The organism is Rhizobium sp. FKY42 (assembly GCF_005222835.1).
In the GTDB taxonomy this organism is placed as follows: Bacteria; Pseudomonadota; Alphaproteobacteria; order Rhizobiales; family Rhizobiaceae; genus Neorhizobium.
Map to the genome: position 1 here is coordinate 1 of NZ_STGA01000016.1, position 26,259 is coordinate 26,259.

Sequence of the window (26,259 nt, forward strand, 5' to 3'; positions counted from 1 at the left end):
GGTCTCTCCACTACGATGTAGAACTCGTCCAGTCCTCCACCGTAGGTGGAGGTTTACTTTGATTGCAATGAAAGGCCGCTTCTGTAGCGGCCTTTTTCGTACCGTTCTCTTCAAAGCGCGGCGCACCTTATTGGATTCAATAGAGCCGCGCTTTCGATCTTTTCTTGCCGCATGTACGTTATCGTTCAATCGAGGATGATTGAACGCGACATGCTGTAATATAACTTAGTCACTCTGCGTTCGACAGCTTCAGGAACGCAACGTCACCGCAAATCAGGCCTCTTCCTTTTGAGCCTCAGTCGGGCACCGTTCGAAAACGCGCCGTGGGCCGGTCAATGTCCAGCGGAACCCGTGGTGCGAATAATCGACCTCGACATGCCCGCTAAAGGCCGCCGCCGCGTGTCGCTTGATGATTGTCGTTCCGAAGCCGGTCGTTGCAGGCTCGTGCACAGGCGGACCATTGTGCTCCGTCCAGTCTATGATGATGCGTGGCTCCCCCTCCGTGGCCTCATCAACCCTCCAGCTCAGCGAAACCCGCCCTTCCGGCACCGACAAGGCACCGTACTTGACCGAATTGGTCGCCAGTTCGTGAAGGATGAGGCCAAGGTTCTGAACAGCTTCAGCACGCAACACAAAGTCCGGACCTGAGACATCCACCCTGCTTTGTGCTTCGGCAAAGGCTTCAAGATGCAACGCCACAACCCGCATCAAGGGAACGCCTGCCCATTGTTCCTGCGCCAGCATCTCGATAGATCGACCCAGTCCCTGCAACCGCTCGCCAATGGCGCTCTGAAACGCATTGATATTTGTTTCCTTGCGCGCCAACTGCCGCATCATCGCCTGGATCAGCGTCATGATGTTCTTCGTCCGGTGCACAAGCTCTCGCATGACCAGATGCGCGCGATCTTCGGCCTCGCTGCGATCGAACGAGGCATTGGACAGTGCAATTGCAACCTGGTTCGCCTCAGCTATGCGCGTCTCTACAGGCGAGACGATTTCACCCCGACCGATCCGCTCCGCCATTTCCGCGATTTGCCGGATGGGCGTCCGCAACTGGCGCCCGAGTAGATAGGCAATCAACAAACCGACAGTCAGGAAGCTGGCGCTGCCGATGACGAAGTAGCGCCAGGTCGAAACGATGGTTGCCTGAGCCGTACTGATTGGCCCCCAAACCACGATCTTCCAGTCCCAGGGCAAAAGCCTGGCATAACCGTACATCAGACGGTCCATGCCGTTTACGTCCTCGATCGTCCCGCTATTGCCGGTCATGAGTTCCTGCGTCAGTGGGGGAATTGGCGACGGTTCACCGGCTCCGGCATTGGTCGCAGTCACGACATTGCCACGCCTGTCCAGGACGCTGACAGACCACCCCTTTGGCAAACCATCCGTCGACATCAACCTCTGCAGGTCCTCCGCATTCTGGGTGAGGATCAGTGCAGCAGCCCCGGAGGCACGGGCAGCTCCGCCAAGCGGCAGGATAACGTTGAAGACCCATCGCTTGCTGGTATTGCCGAACAGGATATTGGAAACCTGGATCCGCTCCGTCTGCCTTGCAAGCGTAAAAGTCTCCTGGTCCGACAACATGGGCAGGGGCGTTCCATAGTCGACGCGGGTATTGAGAAGCTGCTGGCCTTTCTCGTCGGCAACCAGAACATAGCGAGAGCTTCCCCGAAGACTCACCTGCGTCCTGTTATGAAAACTCTGGAGATCGTTGGCATCAAGGTCCGGGGATGTGGAGATCAGCTTGAGAGTCGTGACCGCATCCCGCAACTCCTGATCGATGGCGCGCGCAATGGTGCGGGCATCGTCCTGCGTGTCCGTGTTGAGAATAGCGCGTTGCTGCGCTTCCAGCCGCAGAATGAGGAAGATCACGAAGGCAATCAACGGCAGGGCAATGACAGCCGCCAATGCAACAAGGTAGGCTCCAATCGGAGCAGTCGGCAGAAGTCCCGAAAACCTCTTCATGTGGAGAGGTTACGTCCTGAAGCCTTGGCTGAACATCACCATCATGGCGATCATCGTCTCTATCCCCCGCAGTGGCGCTTCCGGCGACCCATTCACTACTTCTATCCGAGTTTGCTCACGGAACCAAGAGACGTTCACCGTACAGGATACAATGTGACAACGCATTGGTTCAAATGCACCGCAACTCCTACCTGTAAACCAAAAACGCCGCCACTCCGGAAAAAGAGCGGCGGCGGGTTGTTTGACGTCCGGCAGACTATTCTTCGTCCTGGAACACTTCTTCGCGCTTCTTGCGCACGCTCGGCAGCAGCACGACGACCAGAACACCCAGGGCAATCACCAGCAGTGTCGCGCTGATGGGCCTCGTCAGGAACGTCGTCGGATCACCACGCGACAAGATCATGGCGCGGCGCAGGTTTTCCTCCAGAAGCGGCCCCAGCACGAAGCCGAGCAGAAGGGGCGCCGGTTCGCACCGCAACTTCACGAGCACGTAACCGATGAAGCCGAAGAAGGCGACCGCATAGAGATCGAACACGTTCGAGTTGACGCTGTAGACCCCGATGGAGCAGAAAGCCATGATGATGGGGAAGAGCACGTAGTACGGGATCGTCAGAAGCTTCACCCAAAGCCCGATAAGCGGCAGGTTGAGCACGACCAGCATCAGGTTGCCGATCCACATGGAGGCGATGATGCCCCAGAACAGGGCGGGCTGCTCAGTCGCGACGTTCGGACCGGGAACGATGCCCTGGATGATCATTGCGCCTACCATCAGCGCCATGACCGGGTTTGCCGGAATGCCAAGCGTCAGAAGTGGAATGAAAGATGTCTGGGCACCGGCATTGTTGGCCGATTCCGGACCTGCCACACCTGCAATCGCACCATGGCCGAATTCCTCCGGCTTCTTCGAAACACGCTTTTCCACCGTGTAGGATGCAAAGGCGGCCAGGATGGCACCGCCGCCGGGCAGAATACCGAGCGCCGAACCGATGGCCGTTCCGCGAAGCACCGGCGCAAACATTGCCTTGAAGTCCGCCTTGGTCGGCAGAAGACCGCTGACCTTCGACATCAGTACGGTTCTGTTCTTCTCGCCTTCAAGATTGCGCAAAATTTCCGCGATACCGAAGACGCCGACAGCGACGGCAACGAAGTTCAGACCGTCCGAATATTCGCGAATGCCCAGCGTGAAGCGTGGCGTGCCGGAGTAGATGTCTGTTCCCACAAGCCCGAGCAGCAGACCGAGAACCACCATGGCAAGCGCCTTGATGATGGAGCCGGATGCAAGCGCGATGGACGAGACGAGGCCGACCACCATCAGCGAGAAATATTCCGCAGCACCAAACTGCAAGGCGATCTTTGTCAGCGGTGGCGCGAAGATGGCAACCAGGAAAGTGGAGACCGTACCGGCGAAGAAGGAGCCGAGCGCAGCGATTGCCAGGGCTGCCCCTGCACGCCCCTTGCGGGCCATCTGGTAGCCGTCGATGGCGGTCACGGCTGACGAGCTTTCGCCCGGCATGTTGATGAGGATGGCCGTGGTGGAGCCACCATATTGTGCGCCGTAATAGATGCCGGCAAGCATGATGAGCGAGGAAACCGGCTCCAACTGGAACGTGATGGGCAACAGCATCGCAATCGTCGCGGTCGCACCAATGCCCGGCAGGACGCCGATCAGGGTTCCGAGAAGAACACCGATGAGGCAGAAGAACAGGTTTTCCAGCGACGTTGCAGTGGAGAAACCAAGGGCAAGATTATTAAAAAGATCCATCGGCTATCTCCTAGAAGCCAAGCCAGGGGCCGAAAGTGCGGAATGGAAGGCCAAGGCCGTATTCGAACACCAGGACTGAAAAGACGGTCAAACCGGCCGAGAGCAGGATCGCCAGAATCGGCGTCATTCTGGATGATGCAAAACTTGCAATAAAGGCCGTCAGGAACAGCGACGGCACGAAACCAAGACCGCGAATGGTCAGGCCGAAGAAGATCGCAGACGGCAGGATCAAGAGAAGTCCTCGCCATGCAATCGGACCGATACCCTCATGTTCGACGCGAAACGCCTGAAACAGAATGATGCCACCCAGCAGCACGAGCGCGCAGGCCAGCAGAAACGGAAAATACCCCGGCCCCATGCGAAACGCGGTGCCCAGTTCCAGATTCAGCGACTCGAAGCCGAAAAACAGCCCTATGCCAACAAACAGCGCGCCACAGACGGCGTTTGTCTTGTCAAATTCGATAGATTTCATGATGCCTCCCCAGAACGCACGGCTTCCTTTCGGACACACTGGCGACGCTCTAACCCTTTGAAGCTCCCCGCATCGTGCCTTTCAGGACATGGATGCCTATCCTGATACAGATGTGTCAGACGTGGCAGGCGGCCGGCAAGCGTCATGATACACACGACACACAGTTCGAGCCAGCCGCAAGAAAAGAAGTGCCGCACACCCATTTTCAGTGTGTGCGGCAATCAGGTCGACGTCAGTCCGCGTACTGGCCTGCAGCCTTGATCACCGGCTGCCAGCGAGCAATCTCGCTCTCGAGCTTGGCTTTCAGGGCAGCGGGCGTAGCCTCCGCGTCAGAGGAAGGCACAGTGCCGAGTTCAGCAAAGCGGGCAGCAACATTCGGATCCTTCAGCGCCACTTTCAGCGCCTTGGACAGACGCTCGTTGACAGCGGCAGGCGTTCCCTTCGGCGTGTAGACGCCGTGCCAGATGCCCACCTCAAAGCCGGCCAATCCTGCTTCGACAGCCGTCGGTACATCCTTCAGGACGTCAAGACGCTTGGGTGACGTAACGGCATAGGCCTTGATCGTACCGCCTTGAATCTGCTTCGTCGTATTGGTCGTCTGGTCGCACATGATATCGACCTGACCGCCCAGAAGATCGGTCATCGCAGGACCCGTACCCTTGTAAGGCACCGTGACCAGAGGGGTCTGGATCGCGCTCATGAACATCATGCCGCAAAGATGCGATGCGGCACCGATACCCGCATTGGCAACCGTCACCTTGTCCTTGTTGGCCTTGGCGAATTCGATCAGACCCTTGAGATCCTTTGCCGCCATGTCCTTGCGGGTCACAATGGTCATCGGAACGTCGGTGACGAGACCAACATATTCGAAGTCCTTCAGCGTATCATAGGGCAGCTTGCGATAGAGGGTCGCGCTGGTTGCCATGCCAATGTGGTGAAGAAGCAGCGTGTAACCATCCGCATCCGCCTTCGCCACGCGACCGGCACCGAGTGTTCCGCCAGCACCGCCGACGTTTTCGATGATGATCTGCTGACCGAGATCCTTCGACATGGATTCTGCAACGAGGCGTGCAACCGTATCGGTCGGGCCACCTGCAGAGAACGGTACGATCATGGTAATCGACCGCTCAGGGTAACCGGCAGCCTGTGCAACGGACGAGAAAGCAACGGCGGCAAATGCAGTTGCGCAAGCGAGAGCCTTAAAAAGCTTCATGGTCATCCTCCTCATGACAATCTACGGTGTCGCGGCTCCTCCCGCAACGACCGGATGGCGACTATGTGGCTGAGGATTGATGGCACGAGCAACCGCTTCCTGCCACCGGATGGTCACAAGTGTGACTCTCCATACGTGATCATGGGTGGATTCCGCCCCAAGCCCATCAGGCCATGTGTGGATTTCCACCCATCATATCTTCAACGGACGCGTCAGACCTCTTCACCCAGTTCCGCAAGCCCGTCCGGAGACAGAAGTTTCTTGTCGAGACCATACTTCTGCATTTTCTCGTAAAGCGTCTTCCGGCTGATTCCCAGTTGCTCATAAACGGGCTTCAATGCGCCGCCATTGGCTGAGATTGCAGCGGCGATGATGTTCCGTTCGAACGCTGCAACACGGTCGGCCAGGCGACTACTTCCCGGCTTGACCAACGCGCCGCCATCACCGGGACGCATGTCGAGGCCGAGGACGAGACGGTCGGCCGCATTGCGCAGCTCGCGCACGTTTCCCGGCCAGTCCCGTTGCGCAACGGACATGACCACCTCCTGCGGCACATCCATGTCTTCCCGGCCATAGCGAGCCGCTGCCTCGCGAACGAGCTGCAGAAACAGAAGCGGGATATCTGCCCGGCGTTGTGCCAGTGAGGGGACCCGCAGGGTCACGACGTTCAATCGATATAGGAGATCGGCGCGGAAGCGGCCCGCGGCAACCTCTGCCTCCAGATCCACCTTGCTGGTCGCGATGAAGCGCACGTCGAGTCCCACCGGCTCATTGGAGCCCAGCCGGGTGATGACCCTTTCCTGCAGGACGCGCAGGAACTTCGCCTGGAGATCGATAGGCATGGACCCGATTTCGTCCAGTAGGATCGTGCCGCCCCGTCCATGCTCAAACTTGCCGTAGCGAGGCCGAAGCGCACCGGGAAAAGCTCCTGCCTCATGGCCGAACAGCTCGCTCTCGATCAGGGTTTCAGGCAAGGAGGCGCAATTGATGGCGATGAAGGGACGGTTGGCGCGCGGGCTGACATCATGCAGTGCGCGGGCAACCACCTCCTTGCCAACGCCTGTATCACCAATGATCAGGGTATCGGCATCGGCTGCACCAATGGCGCGGATTTGATAGCGGAGATCGATCATCACTTGCGTGCGTCCGGGCAGCCGGGTTTCGATATCGTCGCGCTTGCCGGCAACGGCCCGAAGCCGCCGGTTTTCCAGCACCAGATTGCGGCGGTCCTGGGCACGGCGCAACACGCCAGCCAGATGCGACGTCGTGAATGGTTTCTCGATGAAATCATAGGCGCCCTCCCGCATGGCCTTGACGGCCAGTTGCACATCGCCATGACCGGTAACCAGAATGACCGGGATTTCGGCATCCAGTTCGCGGACACGCTGCATCAGGGTCATGCCGTCCATGCCGGGCATGCGAATGTCGCTGACGATCACGCCCTCGAAGGAATAGCCGATAAGCTCCAGAACCTGTTCGGCACTGGCAAGGGTCTGGACCTCAAAGCCGGAGAGTTCCAGCGCCTGGGCTGTGGAACGGCGAAGCTCCTCCTCGTCATCCGCCAGTAATACACGCTGCATACTCACTCCGCCGCTAGGCCCACCTGCCCGGTTGCCGCCGTGAGCGAGATCGTGAAGACCGCCCCGCCATCCGGGTGGTTCACAACGCTCAGGCTGCCACCGAAATCCTTGATGATGTTATAGGATATGGACAGACCAAGTCCCAAGCCCTTGCCAACGCCTTTGGTGGTGAAAAACGGATCGAAAATGCGCTCGCTGATCGCCGCCGCAACACCCGCACCACGGTCGCGTACGCGAATATGCACCCTCTCATCCACATCGACCGTCAGTTCGATGTGCCTGTCGTCGAGACCTTCGACCGCATCCGCTGCATTGGTGATGATATTGACCAGAACCTGCTGCAGGCGAATGGACCCGGCAAGCACGGGAGGCATGTCACGGGGAAGCGAAGTCTCGATTTCCGCCTGTGCGCTCTTCAGACGTGTCGAGACAATCTCCAGCGTATCGCGGATGACGTCATCCAGCGCCACGCCGCTCAGTTTCTCATTCGGTTTGCGCGCAAAATTGCGCAGGTGACGCGAGATGGAGGCCATCCGGTCGATGAGCGCTGAAATACGCCGGATGTTATCGCGCGCCTCTTCCAGCCGGCCACGCTCGATCAGGACGTCCGCACTGTCGGAATAGGTCTTGGCTGCCGCGAGCGGCTGGTTGAATTCGTGCGAAAGTGCTGCCGACATCTGGCCAAGCCCCGCAAGCTTTCCGGCCTGGATGAGGTCCGCCTGTGTCTGCCGCAATTGAAGTTCGGTCGCGCGGCGTTCGGCAATCTCTTCCTCGATGCGGGTGTTGACCCGCGCGAGATCAGCCGTGCGCTCCTCTACCCGACGCTCCAGTTCCACCTGTGCGGCCTCCTGCAGATGCAGTCGCTCATCCAGCCGCGCGCGGCGCTGCATCAGGATTGCAACACCAAGGCCGACCAAACACAGGACCAGCAGTCCAGCAATAATCACGGTTTGCGCCTGCGCCCGGGCTGAGGCGGTGTCCGTCAGCACATTCACCGTCCAGTCCGCATCAGGCATGCTTTGGGAAAGCACCAGATAATCCCGCGTTCCACCGGCTTCGGCAACGCTCATGATCCTGTGACCCTCTTCGACCCGTTCGGTGAAGAGAAGCGGTTTGAGCACGGCATCGGAGTAACGGCGTGAGGCGGAGGTCCGCGCAATTCTCTCCTCGGTGAGCGGTAGGATCGAATGATAGAGCCAGTGCGGGCTGCCCGTCATGAAGATGATGCCTTCGGGATCGGAGACGAAGATGCGTGCGTCGCCCCCTTCCCATGAGGCTTCCAGCACATCGATATCGACCTTGAAGACGATGACGCCCCGTACGATGCCGCCGATCTCGATGGGCGAAGAGAAATAATAGCCGCGTTTGGCAGATGTGGTGCCCAGCGCATAGAAGCGGGCCTGCTTGCCCTTGACCGCCTCCTGGAAATAGGGACGGTAGCTGAAATTCTGGCCGACGAAGCTGGTGGGCAGGTCGAAGTTGCTGGCGGCGATCGTCTCGCCGTCCATTGTCAACATATAGATGTCTGAGGATTTCAGAAGCGCATTGATGTTGGCGAGATAGAGATTGGTAGAATGACGGCGGATCAGGTTATCCGGCTGTAGGATCAAAGCCTCGATGTCGGGCTGCTCCGCAATCAACGCCGGTAGTGCCTCATAGCGCTTGAGGTGCCCCTCGAGCGCCGACACGGCAAGCCTCAAGGTGGTACCGCCCTGCGTTGTCGCTTCGGCAAGATAACGCGCCTTGATGATGTCACCGCCGTGGATGGCGAAAACGACACCAATCAGGATGAAGCCGACCAATGCCGACAGATACCGCTTACCCAACCCTTATCCTCCTGGTCCGGCCTGAAGGGTGGCTGAAATTTCAGGCAGATACAAGTTGCTTTGGAAGCGGGATCAATTGGCGCAGCAGACGGTTTGATGAGAGTAAGGCTGCAACGCAGGCACCAGATGTTCACGAACACTTCTGATTTCGTGAAGATGCATCCGGTTGCATTCCTCGTTCATAAGCATACACTGATATTACCGCCGATTGATTGAACGGGCATCGGCGGCTGGAAGACCGTGACCCATGCGTCCGGTGACTTTCGCCCTCCTCATGGAGGCGAGACATGAATTCAGAGAAAATAACACTCGAACCAAGCGATCTGGAGTTTTTGCAGTCGGTCGTCGACAGCATCAGACAAACAAAAGGCATAGAAATCCGGTCAAGCGATGCAAGCCAAATCGCAGCGCAGATCATCGAACTGTATCAGTCCGGTGTGCGCGATCCGGATGAGTTGACCCAGCGTTTCAATATGTGATGACGTCATCGCTTCGCGATGAGGTCGCGTTCCTCGCGCATGAGATAAAGACGGGTCATGCCATCCAGATAGCTCTCCACCCAGCCAGCCATGGCTTTCTCCTGATCGAGGATCTTACCCAATACATCGACAGCCTTGCCGTCGCCGATTTCGTCGGCGGCTGCGAAGAGTACGCGATAGGTGGCGATTTCAGTATGCTCGAAGCTGTAGATGCTGGTGCAGATACGCACGATCTCGTCACTGGCAAGCAGGCTGGTGAGCCCTTGTGCGGTCCCCGACAGTTTGCTGGCGACATCTTTAAGCACTGATTGCGGACCGGGCGCACGTTCCATCAACTCCCGCAAAGATTGGGCCTGGTCTTCAGTCTCCGCAAGGTGCTCCTGCAATCGCTCGCGCAGGTCCGGATAGTTCTCGATACGGCCGATCTGGCTGCGCAGCATGGTCGCGCCCTGAACCTCCATGGCATGCGCATCACGAAGCCAGACGGCGAAATGATCTCGAGCATGGGTCATTGCATTCTCCTTTTCCCGAACCCGCCAACCAGCGTTCGGTCGGAACCATTTCCACTGATGTGGGTTGGTGTCAGCAGAAACCAAGAGGAAAAGGGATGTCCGACCCCCACGAGCCCAGCGAGCAGCCTCCGATGCCGGCGCCAACCTGGGTGCCCGAACCTCCGATCGAAGAACCGGAACCCGACCATCTGCCAGACGAAGAACCGGTTCCCAACCCGGATGAGACGCGCGATCCCCCCATGCAAGTCCGCTGACCCCCCTTCGCTGCCCACCATCGGCCGCCACGGAACCCGCGCGCGGCCGATGCGTTGTTGCGGCACGGATAGCGAAGGGGTGAATGCTGTGGATTACAGATCGTCGGCAGAAACGGATACATCGGCAAGCGGCAGCATCGTCCAGCCTGGCCGCAATGCCTGGCGCAGTTCAAGATGCGACAAGGCTGCATTCCTGATCGACGGTGCGGAATACTATCGCAGGCTCGAGCAGGTTCTCCACAAGGCTCGTCATTCGATCTTCATCGTCGGTTGGGACTTCAACCCTCATATCCGCCTTCAGCCCGAGATACCGGGAAGCCCGACGCTCGGCCAAATCCTTCGTCAGCGCGTGGACTCCCAGCCGGATCTCGTCGTCCGAATTCTGGTCTGGGGCATGGGTCCGGTCTATTCTGGCAAGAGCCTGAAGATATTCCGGAAGACGGGCTGGAATGATCACCCCCGCATCCTCATGGAATTCGACTTCCGCCACCCGATCCGCGCCAGCCACCACCAGAAGATGGTCTGCGTCGACGATACGGTCGCCTTCCTCGGCGGCATAGACCTGACTGCCCGCCGCTGGGATTATCGCAACCATGCCATTCCAAACAAGCTGCGCTGCTCGCCCGATGGAACCTGCTACGGCCCGGTTCACGATGCGCAATCAATCGTAACCGGCGATGCCGCGAGGCTGGTCGGCGACGCATGCCGCAAGCGCTGGAAATGGGCGACGAAACAGGAGCTGGCACCTGGCCAGCCACATTCTGACGATCTCTGGCCAGTGGACCTGGCACCGGTTTTGACCGATTGCCCGGTCGCCCTTGCACTGACTGAACCGCTGAAGTGGAACGGCCGCCGCGGACGACGCGAAGCCATCCAACTGACGCACGATGCCCTACGCGCCGCGCGGAGCCACATCTATCTGGAATCGCAATATCTCGCCTCCTTTGCCGTCGCGCGCACGATTATGGATAGGCTTGCGGAAGCAGACGGCCCTGAGATCATCATTCTCGTGACCCAGGAATCGCACGGTTTCCTCGAAAAGCTGATGATGGGCCATAATCGGACCCGGCTCATCCGGCGGATGAAACGTCATGACCGCTATAATCGCCTGCGCGTCTATTACTCGGTGACGCAGGATGAGGAAGGCAAGGAGACGGAAATCATCGTCCATGCCAAGCTGGTCATCATCGATGACCGTTTCATCCGCATCGGATCATCGAACCTGAACAACCGCTCCGAAGGTCTGGATACGGAATCCGACCTGGCGTTCGAACCCGAGAAGGCAGAGGATAGAAAGGCAGTCCTCGATCTTCGTCACGATCTCCTCGCTGAACATCTTGGCTCGACGTCGGAAACCGTTGCCAGCCTTGTCGAAGAAACCGGATCGTTGATCCGTACCATCGAACGGCTGAACAATCAGCGTCGGGGCTTACGTCATTTCAACGTCGACGTTCTGCACGGAGAAACGGATTCGCTGATCGGCACCTCGCTGATCGATCCGCGCCGACCCTTCTGGCCATTCCGCCAGCTAAAGGTCGGCACGCGCTGGGCATTGTCACGCCTGATGCGCAGCTTCACCTGAAGGCTCGGAACGACCCGGACCTTCGCGGCGCGCCAGAATTTCTGTCAACAAAAACAGCGGCGCGCCGATCAGAAGCGGAACGAAGTAATAGAGCACCCGGAACGCGACCAGAGAGCCAATGGATGCGCCGGCAGGCAGCACCATCAGCATGGTTGCCTCCAGAACCCCCAGCCCTCCCGGAACGTGACTCAGCATGGCAGCAATCGTTGCCGTCACATAGGCGGTTGCGACTTGCAGATAGCCCGCATCGGTAAAGGCTGAGAGCAATTGATGCAGGGCGGCAGCCACGAAACCGAAGTTGACCGTCCCCACAGCAATCTGCGCGATACACATGGGCGTGGTCGGCATTTCCATACGGAAAGAGCGGAATTTCAGAGGTGGCCGCCCCCAGATCGAGCAAATGACATAGGCAACCGGATAGGCTAGAAATGCCAGCCCCAGCAACTTGCGAGGGCCCGGATCCAGCTGCAGGATTGTCTCTCCTGTGGGTGGCATCAGCAGCAGCGCAATACCTGCCAGCATGCTGAGGCCGAGCAGAACGGTCGCACCGCAGAACAGAATGACTTTCGCCACCTCGTCCCCGCTCAGTCCCCAGCGCGTGTAGAACCGATACCGCACGGCGCCGCTCGAAAGTGCGGCCCCTCCGACATTGTGGCCGATCGACAGTGCACAGAAAGATGCTAGCGCCGCCCTTGGATAAGCCTGACCCTTTCCGACATAGCGCAACCCTAGATAATCGAAGAGCGAAAGGCAGACGTAGGATGCGATGACACAGAGGAAGCCGGTCATGATCCGATAGGACGGGATTTGCGCCAGTGAGGACGTAATGTCGTCCAGACTATAGCGACTGAGACTGCGATACACCAGAACGAGCGCCACACAGATGATCAGCAGAATGAGTATACGAAGAAGATGCCGTCTCACGATGTCTCCTCGTCCTTCCGTTTCGTCGCAAAGGACCGCAGTTGCAGGGTTTGAGGGAACGAAACGCAGCCTCAAGGGGTTCCCCGCGTCATGATCGAACCTGACATCAATACGGCGCCACGGAGCAGCCGGACCATTCGAATTCTCTCATATAACGTTCACAGCTGCGTGGGCACCGACCGCAGGCTCGACCCCGGCCGCGTTGCGGACGTGATCGCGTCGTTGAAGCCGGATATCATCGGCCTGCAGGAGCTGGATGTTCGCCGGCGTCGCAGCGGCGGCATCGACCAGGCGGAAGTCATCGCCAATCGGCTGAAGATGAACTTTCATTTCCACCCGGCTCTCAGTGTTGAGGAAGAACTCTACGGAGATGCGCTTCTGACCGCACTGCCGGTGCGGCTGGTCCGGGCGGGCGGCCTGAAATCCTACGGGGAACCGCGCGGAGCAATATGGTCTGAGGTCGAGATGGGTGCGGTCAAGGTCAACGTCTTCAACACCCATCTCGGCCTGTTGCGACGCGATCGTTTGCGACAAGCGCAGGAACTGACCGGTCCAGACTGGATCGGTCATCGCGACTGCGCGAATAAGCCTCTCATCGTAATGGGCGACTTCAATTCCATTCCGTCATCCGCAGCCTATCGTAATCTCCTGAAACCTCTGCAGGATTCCAAGCAACAGACTGGGCGACGCCCCGACCCGACATTTCCCTCGCGCTTTCCGCTGTTGAGACTGGACCATATCTTTACCGCGAATGGCCCGCGCATCCTGTCCGCTGAAGCCGTCCGGAATGCAGCGACCCGTATCGCCTCCGATCATTTGCCCTTGCTGGCAATCGTGGAAGTCCCCGCCTGATTAACCATGCTGATTAATCGTACAAGATACGGAACAATGATGCCGCCTAGCCATTTTCAGGATGTCGCACAGGCGAGAGTTGGAGCGGCAGCGTCATAGAACCTCCCCCTTGGGCGTCCCCTCGTTGATCGAGGAGGCGCCCTTTCTTTGACATATCGCAATACGTGCGACCATTCGCGCCTGCGGCCAAACTTCCTATTGCTAAACGTCAAACGGCGGCCACATAGCTCTCATCAACAGGATTTCGGGGGACGAGGTCCATAATGAGGGCGAGACAATGTTCGAGCACTTTGACGCAACGCTTCTGGCGCGAATCCAGTTCGCGTTCACCGTATCCTTCCACATCATCTTTCCAGCCTTTTCCATAGGGCTTGCAAGCTATCTGGCCGTTCTGGAAGGCCTGTATCTGTGGACGAAAAAGCCGGTTTACCTGGAGCTCTTCGATTTCTGGAAAACGATTTTCGCGCTGGCCTTCGGCATGGGCGTCGTCTCCGGCATTGTCATGTCCTATCAGTTCGGCACCAATTGGAGCGTCTTTTCCGACAAGGCGGGGCCGGTGATCGGGCCACTGATGGGCTATGAGGTGCTTTCCGCCTTCTTCCTGGAGGCGGGTTTCCTTGGCGTCATGCTGTTCGGCAGAAAGCGTGTTGGCCCCGGCCTCCATTTTTTCGCAACCCTTATGGTGGCCTTCGGCACGCTGATGTCCGCGACCTGGATTCTGTCGGTGAACTCATGGATGCAGACGCCTGCGGGCTTTGCGATGAATGACAAGGGACAGTTCGTGCCGACCGACTGGTGGGCGGTCATCTTCAACCCGTCCTTTCCCTACCGCTTCACGCACATGGTTCTGGCTGCCTATCTCACCACGGCGCTGGTCGTCGGTGCCGTCGGTGCCTGGCATCTGTTGCGTCGCACGGCGCCGCTTCGGGCCGGAACCATGTTCTCCATGGCCATGGGAATGATTGCCGTCGTCGCGCCGATCCAGATTTTCGCCGGAGATATGCACGGCCTGAATACGCTGGAACACCAGCCCGCCAAGGTCATGGCCATGGAAGGCCATTTCGAGAGCCATCCGGATGGAGCGCCGCTCATTCTGTTCGGTCTCCCCGATCAGGACAACCAGCGGATCGATTATGCTGTGCAGATCCCGAAGCTTTCGAGCCTGATCCTGAAGCATGACCTGAACGCGCCGCTGAACGGACTGGATACCGTTGCGCGTGACAAACAGCCGCCGGTCGCGGTCGTGTTCTGGTCGTTCCGGGTCATGATTGCACTGGGTTTTGCCATGCTGGGCCTTGGCCTGTTCAGCCTCTACTGTCGCTTCCGCGGAACCCTTTACCAGAGCCAATCGCTACACCGTTTTGCACTCGTCATGGGTCCGGCAGGCTTTGTCGCCGTTCTTGCCGGATGGATCACCACCGAAGTCGGTCGCCAGCCCTATACGGTCTATGGCCATTTGCTGACGGCGGATTCGATCTCGCCAATTTCCGCCCCCGCCGTGGGAGCATCGCTTTTGGCCTTTGTCATCGTCTATTTCCTCGTCTTCGGTGCCGGCACCTTCTACATCCTGCGCCTGATGGGCCGCCTCCCACGCGATCCTGAACCGCATCTGGGCCAGGGTCCGATTCGCAGCGCGGGCATTACGCCCGCTCCGGCTCTTGCTGAAAACCATGCCAAACACGGAGGTGCCCATCATGGAGCTTGATCTTCCCTTCATCTGGGCGGCCATCATTGCCTTTGCCGTTCTCGCCTATGTGGTGCTGGATGGTTTCGATCTCGGTGTCGGCATCCTGTTTCCGTTCTTTCCGGAAAAGCACGACCGCGATGTCATGATGAATTCCGTCGCGCCCGTGTGGGACGGTAACGAGACATGGCTTGTCCTGGGCGGCGGTGGACTTCTGGCGGTCTTTCCACTTGCCTATGCCACCATTCTGCCAGCCCTGTACGCGCCGTTGATCGCAATGCTTCTGGCCCTGATCTTCCGAGGCGTGGCCTTCGAATATCGTTGGCGGACAAAACGAGCTGAATGGCTTTGGAACTTGGCCTTTGCCGGTGGCTCCACTGTCGCCGCCTTCACGCAAGGGGTGGCGCTTGGCGCGCTCGTGCAAGGAATTCCCGTCGCCAATCGCGCCTATTCCGGCGGCTGGTGGGACTGGCTGACACCCTTCTCCATCATGACGGGCTTTGCGCTCCTGATCGGTTACGCGCTGCTTGGCGCAACCTGGCTGGTGATGCGAACGACGGGAGAACTTGCCGAGCGGGCGCGCTGGTTTTCGTTCGTAACGGCCTTCGGCACCGTGGCCGCCATGGGCATTGTCAGCCTGTGGACGCCCTACCTGAAACCCGAATATCTGGATCGCTGGTTCCTCTATCCCGGCGCACTTTTCACGGTCATCGTGCCGCTACTGGTCGGCGGATGCCTCTATGGCATCATCACCGGGTTGCAGCACAACAAGGATACGCGCCCGTTTCTCTGCGCACTCGGCCTCTTCGTTCTGGCCTATATCGGCATCGGCATCAGCTTCTACCCGTATATCGTGCCGACATCCGTCACGATCTGGGATGCGGCGGCACCAAATGAAAGCCTCAGCTTCCTGCTGGTAGGGGCAGCCGTACTGGTTCCGGCAATCCTGATCTACACCTCCTATGCCTATTGGGTCTTCCGTGGAAAAATCGATCCTGAGGAAGGCTATCACTGATGCGGAGCGGCAAGGCAAAACAGCTCGCCTGGTTCGTCGGCCTGTGGCTGGCCGGCGTTCTGGCCGTCGGCATTGTCGGCCTCATCATCAAACTCTGGCTCGGTGCCTGAGGTCAGGGTCAGTGTCAGATCCGCCGGGTCAGCGCTATGATGTAGCGAGCCTCTGCCTCGGCCGGGTTGAAGAAGACGCACGGCTGCGGTGGCCCAAGTTCCAGGCAGTCTCCGGCGGTTAGATGATGAACCGTCTCGCCTTCGATGAACTCCAGTTCCCCCACTGTGACCCAGATCTGCTGGCGCTGGAAGGCAAAGGCTGATGCCGGATAGGGAATGCGAACACCTGCCGGGAGGGTAACCTCCAGCAATTCCAGCCCGTTGCCGGTCGCCGGAGAGATGGCGCGGCGCGTATAACCGGTTTCAGGATCGGTCCAGACCACCTGTTGGGCAGCCCGAACCAGCCGCTCCCCCGCCTGTTCCGCCAGCGCCAGAAGGCGTGAAAGCGGCAGGCCGAAAGCGCCGGAAAGTCGCCCGAGAACTGTCGCGGTCGGGCTTGCCTCGCACCGTTCGATCTTGCTGATCATGGCTTTCGACACGCCGGAACGCTCGGCCAGCTCGCTTAGCGACCAGCCGCGATCCTCCCGCTCCAACCGGATACGCTCTGCAATTGCCGCCGCTGCCTGCTCTTCACGCAGATCCATCTTGCAATCCTCAAAAATCGTCTCCTATAGTAGACGAAATTAAATCTATAAGAAACGCTCGACCTTTCTCGTCGCCACCAGAGGGACTTATGGCAGATCCAGTCAAACAGGAAATTCGCTTCAACGCGTTCGATATGAACTGTGTCGGGCATATCCAGCAAGGTCTTTGGGCGCATCCGCGTGATCAGTCGCATCGCTTCAACGAGATCTCCTACTGGATCGACTATGCCCGGCGGCTGGAGGAAGGGCTGTTCGACGGGATCTTCCTGGCCGATGTCGTCGGCGTCAACGATGTCTATGGCGGAAGTGCCGACGCAGCGCTACGCGGCGCAGCGCAGGTGCCGGTAAACGATCCTCTTCTGTTGGTGCCTGCCATGGCTGCCGTCACCAAACATCTTGGTTTCGGCATCACCGCGAACCTAACCTATGACGCGCCCTTCCTGTTTGCGCGGCGCATGTCCACGCTCGATCACCTGACGAACGGACGTATCGGCTGGAACATCGTGACGGGCTATCTCGATAGCGCCGCGAAAGCCATAGGGCTGGACCAGCAGGCCGCCCATGATGACCGCTATGATCTGGCGGACGAATATATGCAGGTGGTCTATCGCCTGTGGGAGGAAAGCTGGGCCGATGATGCCGTGCGCTTCGACCGCGACAATCATGTTTACGCCGATCCGGCAAAGGTGCGGGCCACCCGTCATGAGGGCAAGCAATACCGCTTGAACGCCATGCATCTTTCCAGCCCCTCGCCACAGCGAACGCCAGTGCTCTATCAGGCTGGGTCTTCCACGCGAGGACGGCAATTTGCGGCAACCCATGCGGAATGCGTTTTCGTCAACGGTCAGAAGATGGAAGGCGTTCGCGCCATCGTCGATGACATCAGGGCAAAAGCCGTGGAACTCGGCCGCTCGGCAAGCGACATCAAGGTCTTCATGGGGGCCACGATCGTCACGGGCAAAACAGCAAAGGACGCGCAGGAAAAGTTCGAGGAGTACCGCCGCTATGTGAGTTCGGAGGCCGCCCTTGTGCATGCGAGCGCCTCATTGGGCATCGATTTCGCGAAATATGACCTCGACGAACCGATCGAAACCGGCAAGAGCAATGCGATTGTCTCGAACGTCGAAGCGGTCAGCCGCAGTGCCGGACCGCAATGGACGAAGCGCAAGCTGCTGGAGCAGATGGTGCTGGGCAGCCGCCAACCCCCCATGGTCGGCTCTGCGGAAGAGATTGCCGATCAACTGATGGCGTGGGGCCAACAGGCAGGAATCGATGGCTTCAACCTGTCGCGCACGGTGGTGCCGGAATGTTTCGACGACATCATAGCCCATGTCATCCCGATCCTGCAGGAGCGTGGGGTCTACAAGACCAGCTACCGCGAGGGTACGTTGCGCGAAAAACTGTTTGGAGAGCCCCGCCTGCCAGATCGGCATAAAGCTGCGACCTTCCGCCAGAAAGATTGAAACGCGAATGCTGCAGGAAAATCGCTGGCACTTCCTAGGTTGGCTCTGCCTTTCGGTCGTCCTGTCGTTGTCGAGTTGGTTCTCGGCTACGGCCGTTGCACCGGAGATGAGCGCGGCGCTCACTTTTCCGGAAGGTTCCTCGGCGTGGCTGACCAATGGCGTTCAAATCGGTTTCGTAACTGGCGCGCTCCTGTCCAGTCTCATCAATCTGCCGGATATCGTGCGGATGAACCGGCTCGCCGCCGCATCTGCTGCACTGGCAGGGCTTGCGAATGCCGTACTGCTCCTGGAACCGGGTTTCGTCGGCGCGATAGCCTGCCGCTTCCTCACCGGGTTCGCATTGGCGGGTGTCTATCCACCAGCCATGAAACTGGCCGCCACTTGGTTTCAGCAGGGTCGTGGACTGGCACTTGGCTTCGTGATTGGCGCCCTGACCGCGGGCTCTTCCCTACCCCATCTGTTCCGCGGACTGACATCGGGATTGAACTGGCAACTGGTCGTCGTCCTATCGTCTCTTTCCGCCTTCATCGGCGCAGCCCTCCTGCTCTGGAAAATCGCGGAAGGCCCATACCCCTTCGCTCGCGCGATGTTTGACCCGCGCCAGATCGGCCAGATCATCCGCAACCGTGATCTGATGCTGGTGAATGCTGGCTATCTCGGCCATATGTGGGAACTCTATGCGCTCTGGGCCTGGCTTCTGGCCTATCTCAAGGCGGCACCAGCAGCATTTGCCAATGGTCCTGCGGGTGTCGGATCGCTCGCAACATTTGCAGCTCTGTCTGTAGGCGTCATTGGCTGCATTGCAGGAGGCATTCTGTCCGACCGTTTCGGACGCGCCAGAACTACGGCCGGCCTCATGCTCGCCTCCGGCACCTGTGCGCTTCTGGTCGGCTTCCTGTTCAACGGACCCTTCTGGCTGCTGATGATCGTCGTGCTGCTCTGGGGTATAACGGTCATCGGCGATAGCGCGCAGTTTTCGGCAGCGGCGACGGAAGTCTCAGAGCGGCACCTCGTCGGCACTGCCCTGTCCTTCCAGATGGGCCTCGGCTTTAGCCTGACAGTCGTCAGCATTTGGCTTATGCCGAAAATGGCCTCGCTGCTCGGAAGCTGGCAATGGTGTTTTGCCTTCCTCGCGCCCGGCCCCTTCCTCGGAGCCTGGGCGATGTTGAAGATCAGACGCCACGGTTAGGGATTCGCTTCTCCAACTGCCGGAAAGAGAAAACAAGAATGCCGGTCAGGATGAGATAGATGGCGGCCAGCAGCAAAAGCGGCTCGTAGGTCAGGAACGTATCCTGCCGCACCTTGGAAATGACGGCGTAGACATCCACCACCGTCACGGTTGCCACCAGCGGCGTCGACTTCAGCTGGATCACGGTTTCGCCCGTCAGGGTCGGCAGCGTGCGCTGGATCGCACGCGGAAGCCAGATGCGGCGGAACATGGTGAAACGGCCCATGCCATAGGCCTTGGCAGCTTCCAGCTCGCCCTTCGGCACGCCCGCAAAAGCGCCACGCATGACCTCCCCTTCATAGGCCGCAAACGAGATGGTCAAGGCAGCAAAGCCATAGGGCCATGCCTGCCGCAGATAGGGCCAGAGGAAGGACTGGCGAATTTCCGGATATTGGGCAAACAGCGAACCGAGGCCGTAATACAAGAGCCAGAGCTGAAGCAGAAGCGGCGTACCACGGATCAGCGTACAGAAGCCCCGTGCCAGCCAGGCCAGCGGCTTTGGTCCCGTCACCTGCACCAGTCCCAGAGGAACGGCGAGGATGAACCCGGCAATGGCTGTCGAAAACAGCATGACGACGGTTTCCCAGATGCCCCAGAGCAGACGCGTCTGGTATTTGGGTATCCAGTCCCAGCGCATGAACCAGGCCATGGAAAGCAGGATGGCCGCGAAGAGAACCATCAGAAAAATGCGATGCGGCTCGAAGAGGCTGCGCGCCTTCGGCGCCTGATAGGTGGGAATTCCGGTGACTTTGCTCATGCCGCCCCTTCCGGTCTCGCGAAACCGCGACGCGCCCGCTTTTCAATGATCCCGATGATGAGGTTGGAAACCAGCGTCACCATGAGATAGAGCGCACCGGCCGCAAGAAAGAAGGTGAGGAAGGCCTTGGTCGTGCCAGCCGCCTGCCGCGTCACGAGCGTCAATTCAGCAAAACCGACGACCGCCAGCAGCGCGGTATCCTTCGTTGCAATCAGCCAGAGGTTCGAAAGGCCCGGAATGGCATAGGGCAACATGGCCGGAAAGGTGATGCGGCGAAGCGAAAGCAGAGGCGACATGCCATAGGCACGCGCCGCCTCCAGCTGACCCGGAGGCACCGCGAGAATGGCGCCGCGCAGAACTTCGGTGGAATAAGCGCCCTGCACCACCCCGATCACGAAAATGCCCGCCGTCAGCCCGCTGATGTCGACTGCGGGAAGGCCCAGGAGCTGCATAAGCTGGTTCACCGCATCAGTGCCAGCATAGTACAGGATCAGGATCAACACGAGTTCCGGCACGCCGCGCACGACAGTGGTGTAGACCTCCAGCAGATCGCGCAGAATGGGGCCGCCCCAGAGCTTGCCCGCCGCGCCGCCAATACCGATGAAAAGCCCGAGTAGATAGCCGCCGATGGCCACCTGCAGGGACTTCAGAAGGCCCATCAACAGCACGCCACCCCAGCCGGGGGAAGATAAAGACAAAAGGCTCAAGTCAAAACTTGTTGCGCCCATGGGAAAATGCTTTCAGGGCTAGGAGCAATTCCAGCAAAGGTAGAAACCGGTTTTGCATCCGAAATAAGCACACAGCCGGATTTCTTCCCGTCGAAGAAACCCGGCTGCAACGAAGATCTGCTTACTTGCCGTAGATATTGAAGTCGAAATACTTCTTCGAAATAGTATCGTAGGTTCCGTTCGTACGGATGGCCTTGATGGCCGCGTTGAACTTGTCCTTCATGGCCGTGTCTTCCTTGCGAAGACCAACGCCGATGCCCGTGCCCAAAATGGCCGGATCGTCCTTCACGTCACCCCGCAGTTCGCAGCACGCCTTGCCCGCATCAGACTTCAGGAACGAGTCGAGCGTAATCAAATCGCCCTGAATGGCATCCAGGCGACCGGCGGCGAGGTCACTATTGGCCTCATCCTGCGTCTGGTATTCCTTGATTTCGGAAACGGACTTGCCGAAATATTTCTGCGCATATTCCGCTTGAATGGTGGAAACCTGAACGCCAAGGATCTTGCCCTTGAGGCCTTCGGCTGTAGGCTCGAACTTTACGCCCTTAGGGCCAATGACCGATGAAGGCGTGTTGTAATATTTGTCGGAGAAATCGATCGTCTTCTTGCGCTCGTCGGTGATCGACATCGAACTCATGATGGCGTCGATCTTCTTCGACGTTAGCGCGGGGATGAGGCCGTCAAAGGCAAGCGGCGTCAAAACGCACTTCAGCTTGGCTTCAGCACAAAGCGCGTCCATGATTTCCACTTCCCAGCCAACCCACTTACCGCTTGCATCCGGCGAGCTGAACGGCGGGTAAGGGCCGGAATCGACACCAACCTTCACTTCCTGCGCAGAAGCCGAGGCGAAGGCTGCCGCTGTCATGCACAGCGCCAGGGCGGTGGTACGGACAAAGTTTTTCATGATTTCCCCTTTCTAGATTTTTTGAATTTTGCTGTTACGCATTAGTGAATGGAGCTGATGAACTTCTTCAGCCGCTCCGATTGAGGGTTTTCGAAGATGGCCTCTGGCGGACCTTGCTCCTCGATAACGCCGCCATGCAGATAGATGACGTGGCTCGCCACCTGTCGCGCAAATTTCATTTCGTGGGTTACGAGGATCATCGTGCGGTTCTCTTTGGCGAGATCTCCGATCACGGAAAGAACCTCGCCGACCAGTTCTGGATCGAGCGCCGATGTCGGTTCATCGAAGAGCATCACCAGCGGCTGGATGGCAAGCGCCCGTGCAATGGCCGCGCGCTGCTGCTGGCCACCGGACAAAAATGCCGGATAGGCATCGCGCTTTTCGTAAAGCCCCACGCGGCGAAGCAGAGCCTCGGCCACGACAATCGCCTGATCCTTCGGCTGACCGAGAACATGCACCGGCACTTCGATGACGTTTTGCAGGACCGTCATATGCTGCCAGAGGTTGAAACTCTGGAACACCATGCCAAGCTTGGTACGGATGCGCTGGATTTGTCGGCGGTTGGCTGGCATCAGCCCGCCGCGGCCATCCTGCTTCATCTCGATCGTTTCACCGTGAATGGTCACGCTGCCCGCTGTTGGAAGCTCCAGCATGTTGATGCATCTGAGAAAGGTGGATTTCCCCGATCCGCTCCCACCGATAAGGGCGATCACATCCCCTTGGCTGGCAGAGAGGGAAACCCCCTTCAAAACCTCCAGCGGACCAAAACGCTTGTACAGATCGCGAACTTCAATGGCTTGCGCCTTGTCCGTCATATTACCTTCACCGTCGGCATCTATCTGCCGATCAACTCTTGCCAACTGTTCCCCCAGCATTTCTTCTTGTGAGGCAGTGCTGGCGCTGCGATTAAGCACTAACTTTTGCACTTGTTCGAAAATTACTCAAGCACTTAAAAATCTCGCTCCCGGCTCGGAAGCGGGCATCCAGAGCTTTGCTGCCGCTCCTCACAAAATCTGAGAACGAACAGTTTGCATGATCGCATTGCCGTGGCCGGAGGATCACGCTAAACGGCCTGACATTGATTTCAACGGAGGATTTGCCGTGCGCTATGCATCCATCACCGATCGCCTTGCCGATCTTGGTTCCGGTCGCTGGGCATTGCATCTTGCAGCCCGGCGAATGAAGGCGGAAGGGCAACCCATCATCGAATTGACGATCGGTGAGCCGGACATGCCTCCGCACGAAGACCTTTTGGCCGAGTGCTCCCGCGCCATGTATGCGGGCCGTACCCGTTATTCCAATGGCCGGGGCGAACCTGCCGTCCTGAAAGCGCTGGTAAACAAGTATTCCAATCGACGTCCGGGCGTGACGGAAAAGAACTTTCTCTGCTTTCCAGGTACTCAGACCGCACTTTTCGCAGTGATGATGGGGCTGGCCGAAGCAGGCGACGGCATATTGGTGGGCGATCCGCTCTACGCGACCTATGAGGGAGTCATCGCCTCCACGGGCGCGCATATCATCCCGGTGCCACTGCGGCCCGAGAACCGCTTCCATATGCAGGCAGCAGATCTTGAACGCGCCATCACGCCGGAAGCGCGCGTGCTTCTGCTCAACACGCCGCACAATCCGACCGGCGCCGTCCTCACGGAACAGGAAATCGCAGCAATTGGCGCAGTCTGCCGCAAGCACGACCTCTGGATCGTGTGCGACGAAGTCTATGAACAGCTGATTTTCGGCGAAGGCTTCGCCTCTCCTTTCGACATGCCGGAGCTAGCGGAACGTACAATTGTTGTTTCGTCGATCTCCAAATCTCACGCGGCGCCGGGCTTCCGCAGCGGCTGGGCAGCGGGACCGGAAGAGTTCTGCGAAAAGCTTTTACCCGTTTCTGAAACCATGCTGTTCGGCGTGCAGCCCTTTATCTCCGATATGACGGCGCTGGCCCTGTCACGCCCCTTCGAGACGGCGGGCATCATGCGTGACAATTACAGCCGCCGTGCCGCAATCGTCGAGAAAACGCTGGCCGGAAGCAACCTCCTGAAACCCATGATGCCGGAAGGCGGCATGTTCGTGGTAGTGGATGTGACGGCGACAGGCCTCGGCGGAGCCGATTATGCCTGGGAACTGCTGCGCAAGGAGCAGGTGGCCGTCATGCCGGGCTCTTCCTTTGGCCATCAGGCGGCGGGGTTCATCCGGATTTCGCTGACCGTACCGGATGATGTTCTGGAACAAGCAGTCCGCCGCATGGCAAGCCTTGCAGGACGGCTGGCTGCCATGCCCGCCGAAGAACGGGCGCAACTGGGCGCCTGACCACCTGTGACCTTCGACACGGCTCAGCCGGGATTGAGTTGACCGGAACATCCATTGTTGCGGTCATTTTTTGCGCTCGCCTTGCATATTGGGTAACCTTGACGGATGTCAGGTCCGTCAGCGGCAAGCTTGGTGATTTAGAATTAACACTTAGCCCCCGATAACAGGCGCAGCAGAAGCTTCTGCCCGGACCGCGTAATGGCAAGTATCGAGACGAAAACATCGCATATAGACCCGGATACGGGTTACCCGCCCTTCACCTTTGGCGGCCAATTGAGAATGATGGCCGGTGCATTCTGGTCGTCTCAAGTCAGAAACAAGGTACTTTTGCTGATCGTTGGGCTTCTGACGATCATCCTGACCACTGTCTATGCACAATACCGTCTGAACTACTGGAACACGCCGTTCTACAATGCGCTTGAGCAACGTGATCTCGACGGTTTTTTTGAGCAATTGAAGGTATTCTTCATCATCGCCGGTTCTCTGCTTGTGCTGAACGTCATCCAGGCCTGGCTGAACCAGATGACGGCACTGTTCATGCGCGAAGGATTGACGCGAGACCTCGTCGATCAGTGGATGCATCCGCGAAGGGCTCTAAGACTGGCAGCCCTTGGCAAGATCGGCATCAACCCGGATCAGCGGCTTCATGAGGATGCGCGCAATCTCGCGGAACTGACGACGACGCTTGCCATCGGGCTGGTAAATGCCACCATCCTGCTGGCCAGTTTCATCGGTGTCCTCTGGGTGCTTTCTGCCGATTTTGCCTTTACCTTCAACGGTCGGCAGATCGCCATTCCGGGCTATATGGTCTGGGCAGCACTACTTTATGCGGGCTCCGCGTCGATGCTCAGCAACTATGTTGGCCGAAAGCTGCCGACACTGAACACGCAGCGCTACTCACAGGAAGCCGAGCTACGCTTCACGCTCATGCGGACCAATGAAAACATGTTGGCAATCACGCTAACCAATGGCGAAGACAGCGAGCGGCGGCGGATCCAGCAGGGCATCAGCGAGGTTCTCGCCATCATCCGGCGGCTGGCCTTCGCCTATACCAATCTGACATGGGTTTCTGCCGGGTTCGGCTGGCTCACCACCATCGCACCGATCCTGATTGCGGCACCGGTCTATTTCAGTGGCGGTCTTTCCTTTGGCGGTCTTATGATGGCGGTCGGTGCGTTCAATCAGGTCAACACGGCGCTGCGCTGGTATATCGATAACTTCCGTCCCATTGCCGACTGGAAAGCCGCTCTCTATCGCGTTTCGGTGTTTCGAAGGGCATTGATCGAACTCGACAATGAGCATGCAGGACCGGAAACACTGAGGGTGGAACAGGATGAGGCCGAGCAACTGACCCTTAAAGATCTGCTCCTGTCGCCAAGACCCAACAGCTCCGGCAGCGACCGTGGGCTGCGGCTCGATGGAGAATATGTGATCTTTCCCGGTGAACGGATCATGGTCAACGGCGATCCCCGGGCCAACCGTCGCCTCTTGTTCCAGGCGATTGCGGGGCTGTGGCCCTGGGGCAAGGGAACGATCCGCCTGCCGAAATCCGGCTCGATGCTTCTGGTCCCGCAGAAGGGCTTTTTTCCGGACGCAACTCTGGAAGAAGTTCTCACCTACCCGATGCCGGCCGCTACCTACACGCCGGACGCGATGGGCAATGCCCTTGAAACAGTCGGCCTTGGCCGATTGACGGAAAAGTTGTCGGCTCGCGAAAGATGGGAGCGTGTCCTGCAGGAAGATGATCAGATGCGCCTTCGCATCGCAAATGCGCTGCTGGTCAAGCCGCGATGGATCGTTCTTGATGATGCATTCGAGGCGCTGGAAACGGAGACCCAGTCAGAACTCCTTGCAATCCTGAATATGATGTCGGAGGCAACAGTCATTTATGTCGGACGGTCAGAGACATTTCTGCCAAGTTCAACACGACTGATCCATCTCCAGCCCTATTAAAACTCCATGCAGAATGACGCGATACCGGGACAATTGATGAATGCGTTATGTATTTCATAAGGTTTGAGCTGATAAATTGGCACCCATAGATTGAGTTGAGGGCGT

General features: G+C 58.5%; 23 protein-coding genes. 10 read left to right on the forward strand and 13 right to left on the reverse strand.

All coding sequences use genetic code 11. The features are described from left to right. Nucleotides 1-273: 273 nt before the first annotated feature. From E8M78_RS06990 to E8M78_RS07015, 6 genes are all read right to left on the reverse strand, one after another. Nucleotides 274-1,965, reverse strand: a complete 1,692-nt coding sequence (locus tag E8M78_RS06990; RefSeq protein WP_137134383.1) for a sensor histidine kinase — start codon at nucleotides 1,963-1,965, stop codon at nucleotides 274-276. Nucleotides 1,966-2,221: 256 nt separating this feature from the next. Beyond that, nucleotides 2,222-3,727 (reverse strand): tripartite tricarboxylate transporter permease, encoded by a 1,506-nt coding sequence (locus E8M78_RS06995; RefSeq protein ID WP_137134384.1) that lies wholly within the window; start codon nucleotides 3,725-3,727, stop codon nucleotides 2,222-2,224. A gap of 10 nt (nucleotides 3,728-3,737) precedes the next feature. Beyond that, on the reverse strand, nucleotides 3,738-4,199 hold the full coding sequence (locus E8M78_RS07000) for a tripartite tricarboxylate transporter TctB family protein (protein ID WP_137134385.1): 462 nt from the start codon (nucleotides 4,197-4,199) through the stop codon (nucleotides 3,738-3,740). A 232-nt stretch (nucleotides 4,200-4,431) separates the two neighbouring features. Next, entirely contained in the window at nucleotides 4,432-5,412 is a 981-nt protein-coding gene (locus tag E8M78_RS07005; protein WP_137134386.1) for a tripartite tricarboxylate transporter substrate-binding protein, read from the reverse strand. A 212-nt stretch (nucleotides 5,413-5,624) separates the two neighbouring features. Beyond that, the gene (locus tag E8M78_RS07010) at nucleotides 5,625-6,998 is read right to left on the reverse strand and encodes a sigma-54 dependent transcriptional regulator (RefSeq protein ID WP_137134387.1); all 1,374 of its coding nucleotides are present in this window, start codon (nucleotides 6,996-6,998) and stop codon (nucleotides 5,625-5,627) included. Continuing rightward, nucleotides 6,995-8,782, reverse strand: a complete 1,788-nt coding sequence (locus E8M78_RS07015) for a sensor histidine kinase (protein WP_246658257.1) — start codon at nucleotides 8,780-8,782, stop codon at nucleotides 6,995-6,997. The genes E8M78_RS07010 and E8M78_RS07015 overlap by 4 nt, the downstream gene beginning before the upstream one ends. A 323-nt stretch (nucleotides 8,783-9,105) precedes the next feature. Here E8M78_RS07015 and E8M78_RS07020 point away from each other — a divergent pair, with 323 nt between their 5' ends. Further along, on the forward strand, nucleotides 9,106-9,297 hold the full coding sequence (locus E8M78_RS07020) for a hypothetical protein (protein ID WP_137134389.1): 192 nt from the start codon (nucleotides 9,106-9,108) through the stop codon (nucleotides 9,295-9,297). Nucleotides 9,298-9,302: 5 nt separating this feature from the next. On the opposite strand, the gene E8M78_RS07025 is transcribed toward E8M78_RS07020, so the two are convergent. Then, a complete protein-coding gene (locus E8M78_RS07025; RefSeq protein ID WP_137134390.1) occupies nucleotides 9,303-9,809 on the reverse strand; it encodes a ferritin-like domain-containing protein in 507 nt (168 codons plus the stop codon). A 95-nt stretch (nucleotides 9,810-9,904) separates the two neighbouring features. Between E8M78_RS07025 and E8M78_RS23250 the strand changes: the two genes are divergently transcribed. Both E8M78_RS23250 and E8M78_RS07030 read left to right on the forward strand, forming a co-directional pair. After that, nucleotides 9,905-10,063, forward strand: a complete 159-nt coding sequence (locus tag E8M78_RS23250; protein ID WP_170973349.1) for a hypothetical protein — start codon at nucleotides 9,905-9,907, stop codon at nucleotides 10,061-10,063. A gap of 88 nt (nucleotides 10,064-10,151) precedes the next feature. Further along, nucleotides 10,152-11,645 (forward strand): phospholipase D-like domain-containing protein, encoded by a 1,494-nt coding sequence (locus E8M78_RS07030; RefSeq protein WP_246658252.1) that lies wholly within the window; start codon nucleotides 10,152-10,154, stop codon nucleotides 11,643-11,645. Here the strand turns inward: E8M78_RS07030 and E8M78_RS07035 are convergent. Then, the gene (locus E8M78_RS07035; RefSeq protein ID WP_246658253.1) at nucleotides 11,619-12,569 is read right to left on the reverse strand and encodes a UPF0104 family protein; all 951 of its coding nucleotides are present in this window, start codon (nucleotides 12,567-12,569) and stop codon (nucleotides 11,619-11,621) included. The genes E8M78_RS07030 and E8M78_RS07035 overlap by 27 nt on opposite strands. A 90-nt stretch (nucleotides 12,570-12,659) precedes the next feature. Between E8M78_RS07035 and E8M78_RS07040 the strand changes: the two genes are divergently transcribed. The 3 genes from E8M78_RS07040 to cydB all read left to right on the forward strand — a co-directional run bounded on the left by E8M78_RS07040 (nucleotide 12,660) and on the right by cydB (nucleotide 16,120). Then, nucleotides 12,660-13,421, forward strand: a complete 762-nt coding sequence (locus tag E8M78_RS07040) for an endonuclease/exonuclease/phosphatase family protein (RefSeq protein WP_137134392.1) — start codon at nucleotides 12,660-12,662, stop codon at nucleotides 13,419-13,421. A gap of 277 nt (nucleotides 13,422-13,698) precedes the next feature. Continuing rightward, nucleotides 13,699-15,126 (forward strand): cytochrome ubiquinol oxidase subunit I, encoded by a 1,428-nt coding sequence (locus E8M78_RS07045; protein ID WP_137134393.1) that lies wholly within the window; start codon nucleotides 13,699-13,701, stop codon nucleotides 15,124-15,126. Further along, nucleotides 15,116-16,120 (forward strand): cytochrome d ubiquinol oxidase subunit II, encoded by a 1,005-nt coding sequence (cydB, locus tag E8M78_RS07050; RefSeq protein WP_137134394.1) that lies wholly within the window; start codon nucleotides 15,116-15,118, stop codon nucleotides 16,118-16,120. The genes E8M78_RS07045 and cydB overlap by 11 nt, the downstream gene beginning before the upstream one ends. A 124-nt stretch (nucleotides 16,121-16,244) precedes the next feature. Here the strand turns inward: cydB and E8M78_RS07055 are convergent, their stop codons facing one another. Continuing rightward, nucleotides 16,245-16,814, reverse strand: a complete 570-nt coding sequence (locus E8M78_RS07055; RefSeq protein WP_137134395.1) for an XRE family transcriptional regulator — start codon at nucleotides 16,812-16,814, stop codon at nucleotides 16,245-16,247. 89 nt (nucleotides 16,815-16,903) lie between these two features. Here E8M78_RS07055 and E8M78_RS07060 point away from each other — a divergent pair, with 89 nt between their 5' ends. Continuing rightward, nucleotides 16,904-18,277, forward strand: a complete 1,374-nt coding sequence (locus E8M78_RS07060; protein WP_137134396.1) for an LLM class flavin-dependent oxidoreductase — start codon at nucleotides 16,904-16,906, stop codon at nucleotides 18,275-18,277. 7 nt (nucleotides 18,278-18,284) lie between these two features. Beyond that, a complete protein-coding gene (locus E8M78_RS07065; protein WP_137134397.1) occupies nucleotides 18,285-19,466 on the forward strand; it encodes an MFS transporter in 1,182 nt (393 codons plus the stop codon). On the opposite strand, the gene E8M78_RS07070 is transcribed toward E8M78_RS07065, so the two are convergent. From E8M78_RS07070 to E8M78_RS07085, 4 genes are all read right to left on the reverse strand, one after another. Continuing rightward, nucleotides 19,450-20,262 (reverse strand): ABC transporter permease subunit, encoded by an 813-nt coding sequence (locus E8M78_RS07070; RefSeq protein ID WP_137134398.1) that lies wholly within the window; start codon nucleotides 20,260-20,262, stop codon nucleotides 19,450-19,452. The two genes, E8M78_RS07065 and E8M78_RS07070, sit on opposite strands and share 17 nt — an antisense overlap. Then, nucleotides 20,259-20,990 (reverse strand): ABC transporter permease, encoded by a 732-nt coding sequence (locus E8M78_RS07075; protein ID WP_137134399.1) that lies wholly within the window; start codon nucleotides 20,988-20,990, stop codon nucleotides 20,259-20,261. Before E8M78_RS07075 ends, E8M78_RS07070 begins: the two co-directional genes overlap by 4 nt. Before the next feature lie 121 nt (nucleotides 20,991-21,111). Next, a complete protein-coding gene (locus E8M78_RS07080) occupies nucleotides 21,112-21,894 on the reverse strand; it encodes a transporter substrate-binding domain-containing protein (RefSeq protein WP_137134400.1) in 783 nt (260 codons plus the stop codon). Nucleotides 21,895-21,935: 41 nt separating this feature from the next. Continuing rightward, nucleotides 21,936-22,709 carry an ATP-binding cassette domain-containing protein gene (locus tag E8M78_RS07085; protein ID WP_137134473.1) on the reverse strand — a complete coding sequence of 258 codons (774 nt, stop codon included), beginning with the start codon at nucleotides 22,707-22,709 and terminating at the stop codon, nucleotides 21,936-21,938. A 286-nt stretch (nucleotides 22,710-22,995) separates the two neighbouring features. Here E8M78_RS07085 and E8M78_RS07090 point away from each other — a divergent pair, with 286 nt between their 5' ends. Then, on the forward strand, nucleotides 22,996-24,201 hold the full coding sequence (locus E8M78_RS07090; RefSeq protein ID WP_137134474.1) for a pyridoxal phosphate-dependent aminotransferase: 1,206 nt from the start codon (nucleotides 22,996-22,998) through the stop codon (nucleotides 24,199-24,201). A gap of 198 nt (nucleotides 24,202-24,399) precedes the next feature. After that, complete coding sequence (locus tag E8M78_RS07095) at nucleotides 24,400-26,154, forward strand: ABC transporter ATP-binding protein/permease (protein WP_137134401.1); 1,755 nt, start codon at nucleotides 24,400-24,402, stop codon at nucleotides 26,152-26,154. The last annotated feature ends 105 nt before the right edge of the window (nucleotides 26,155-26,259 follow it).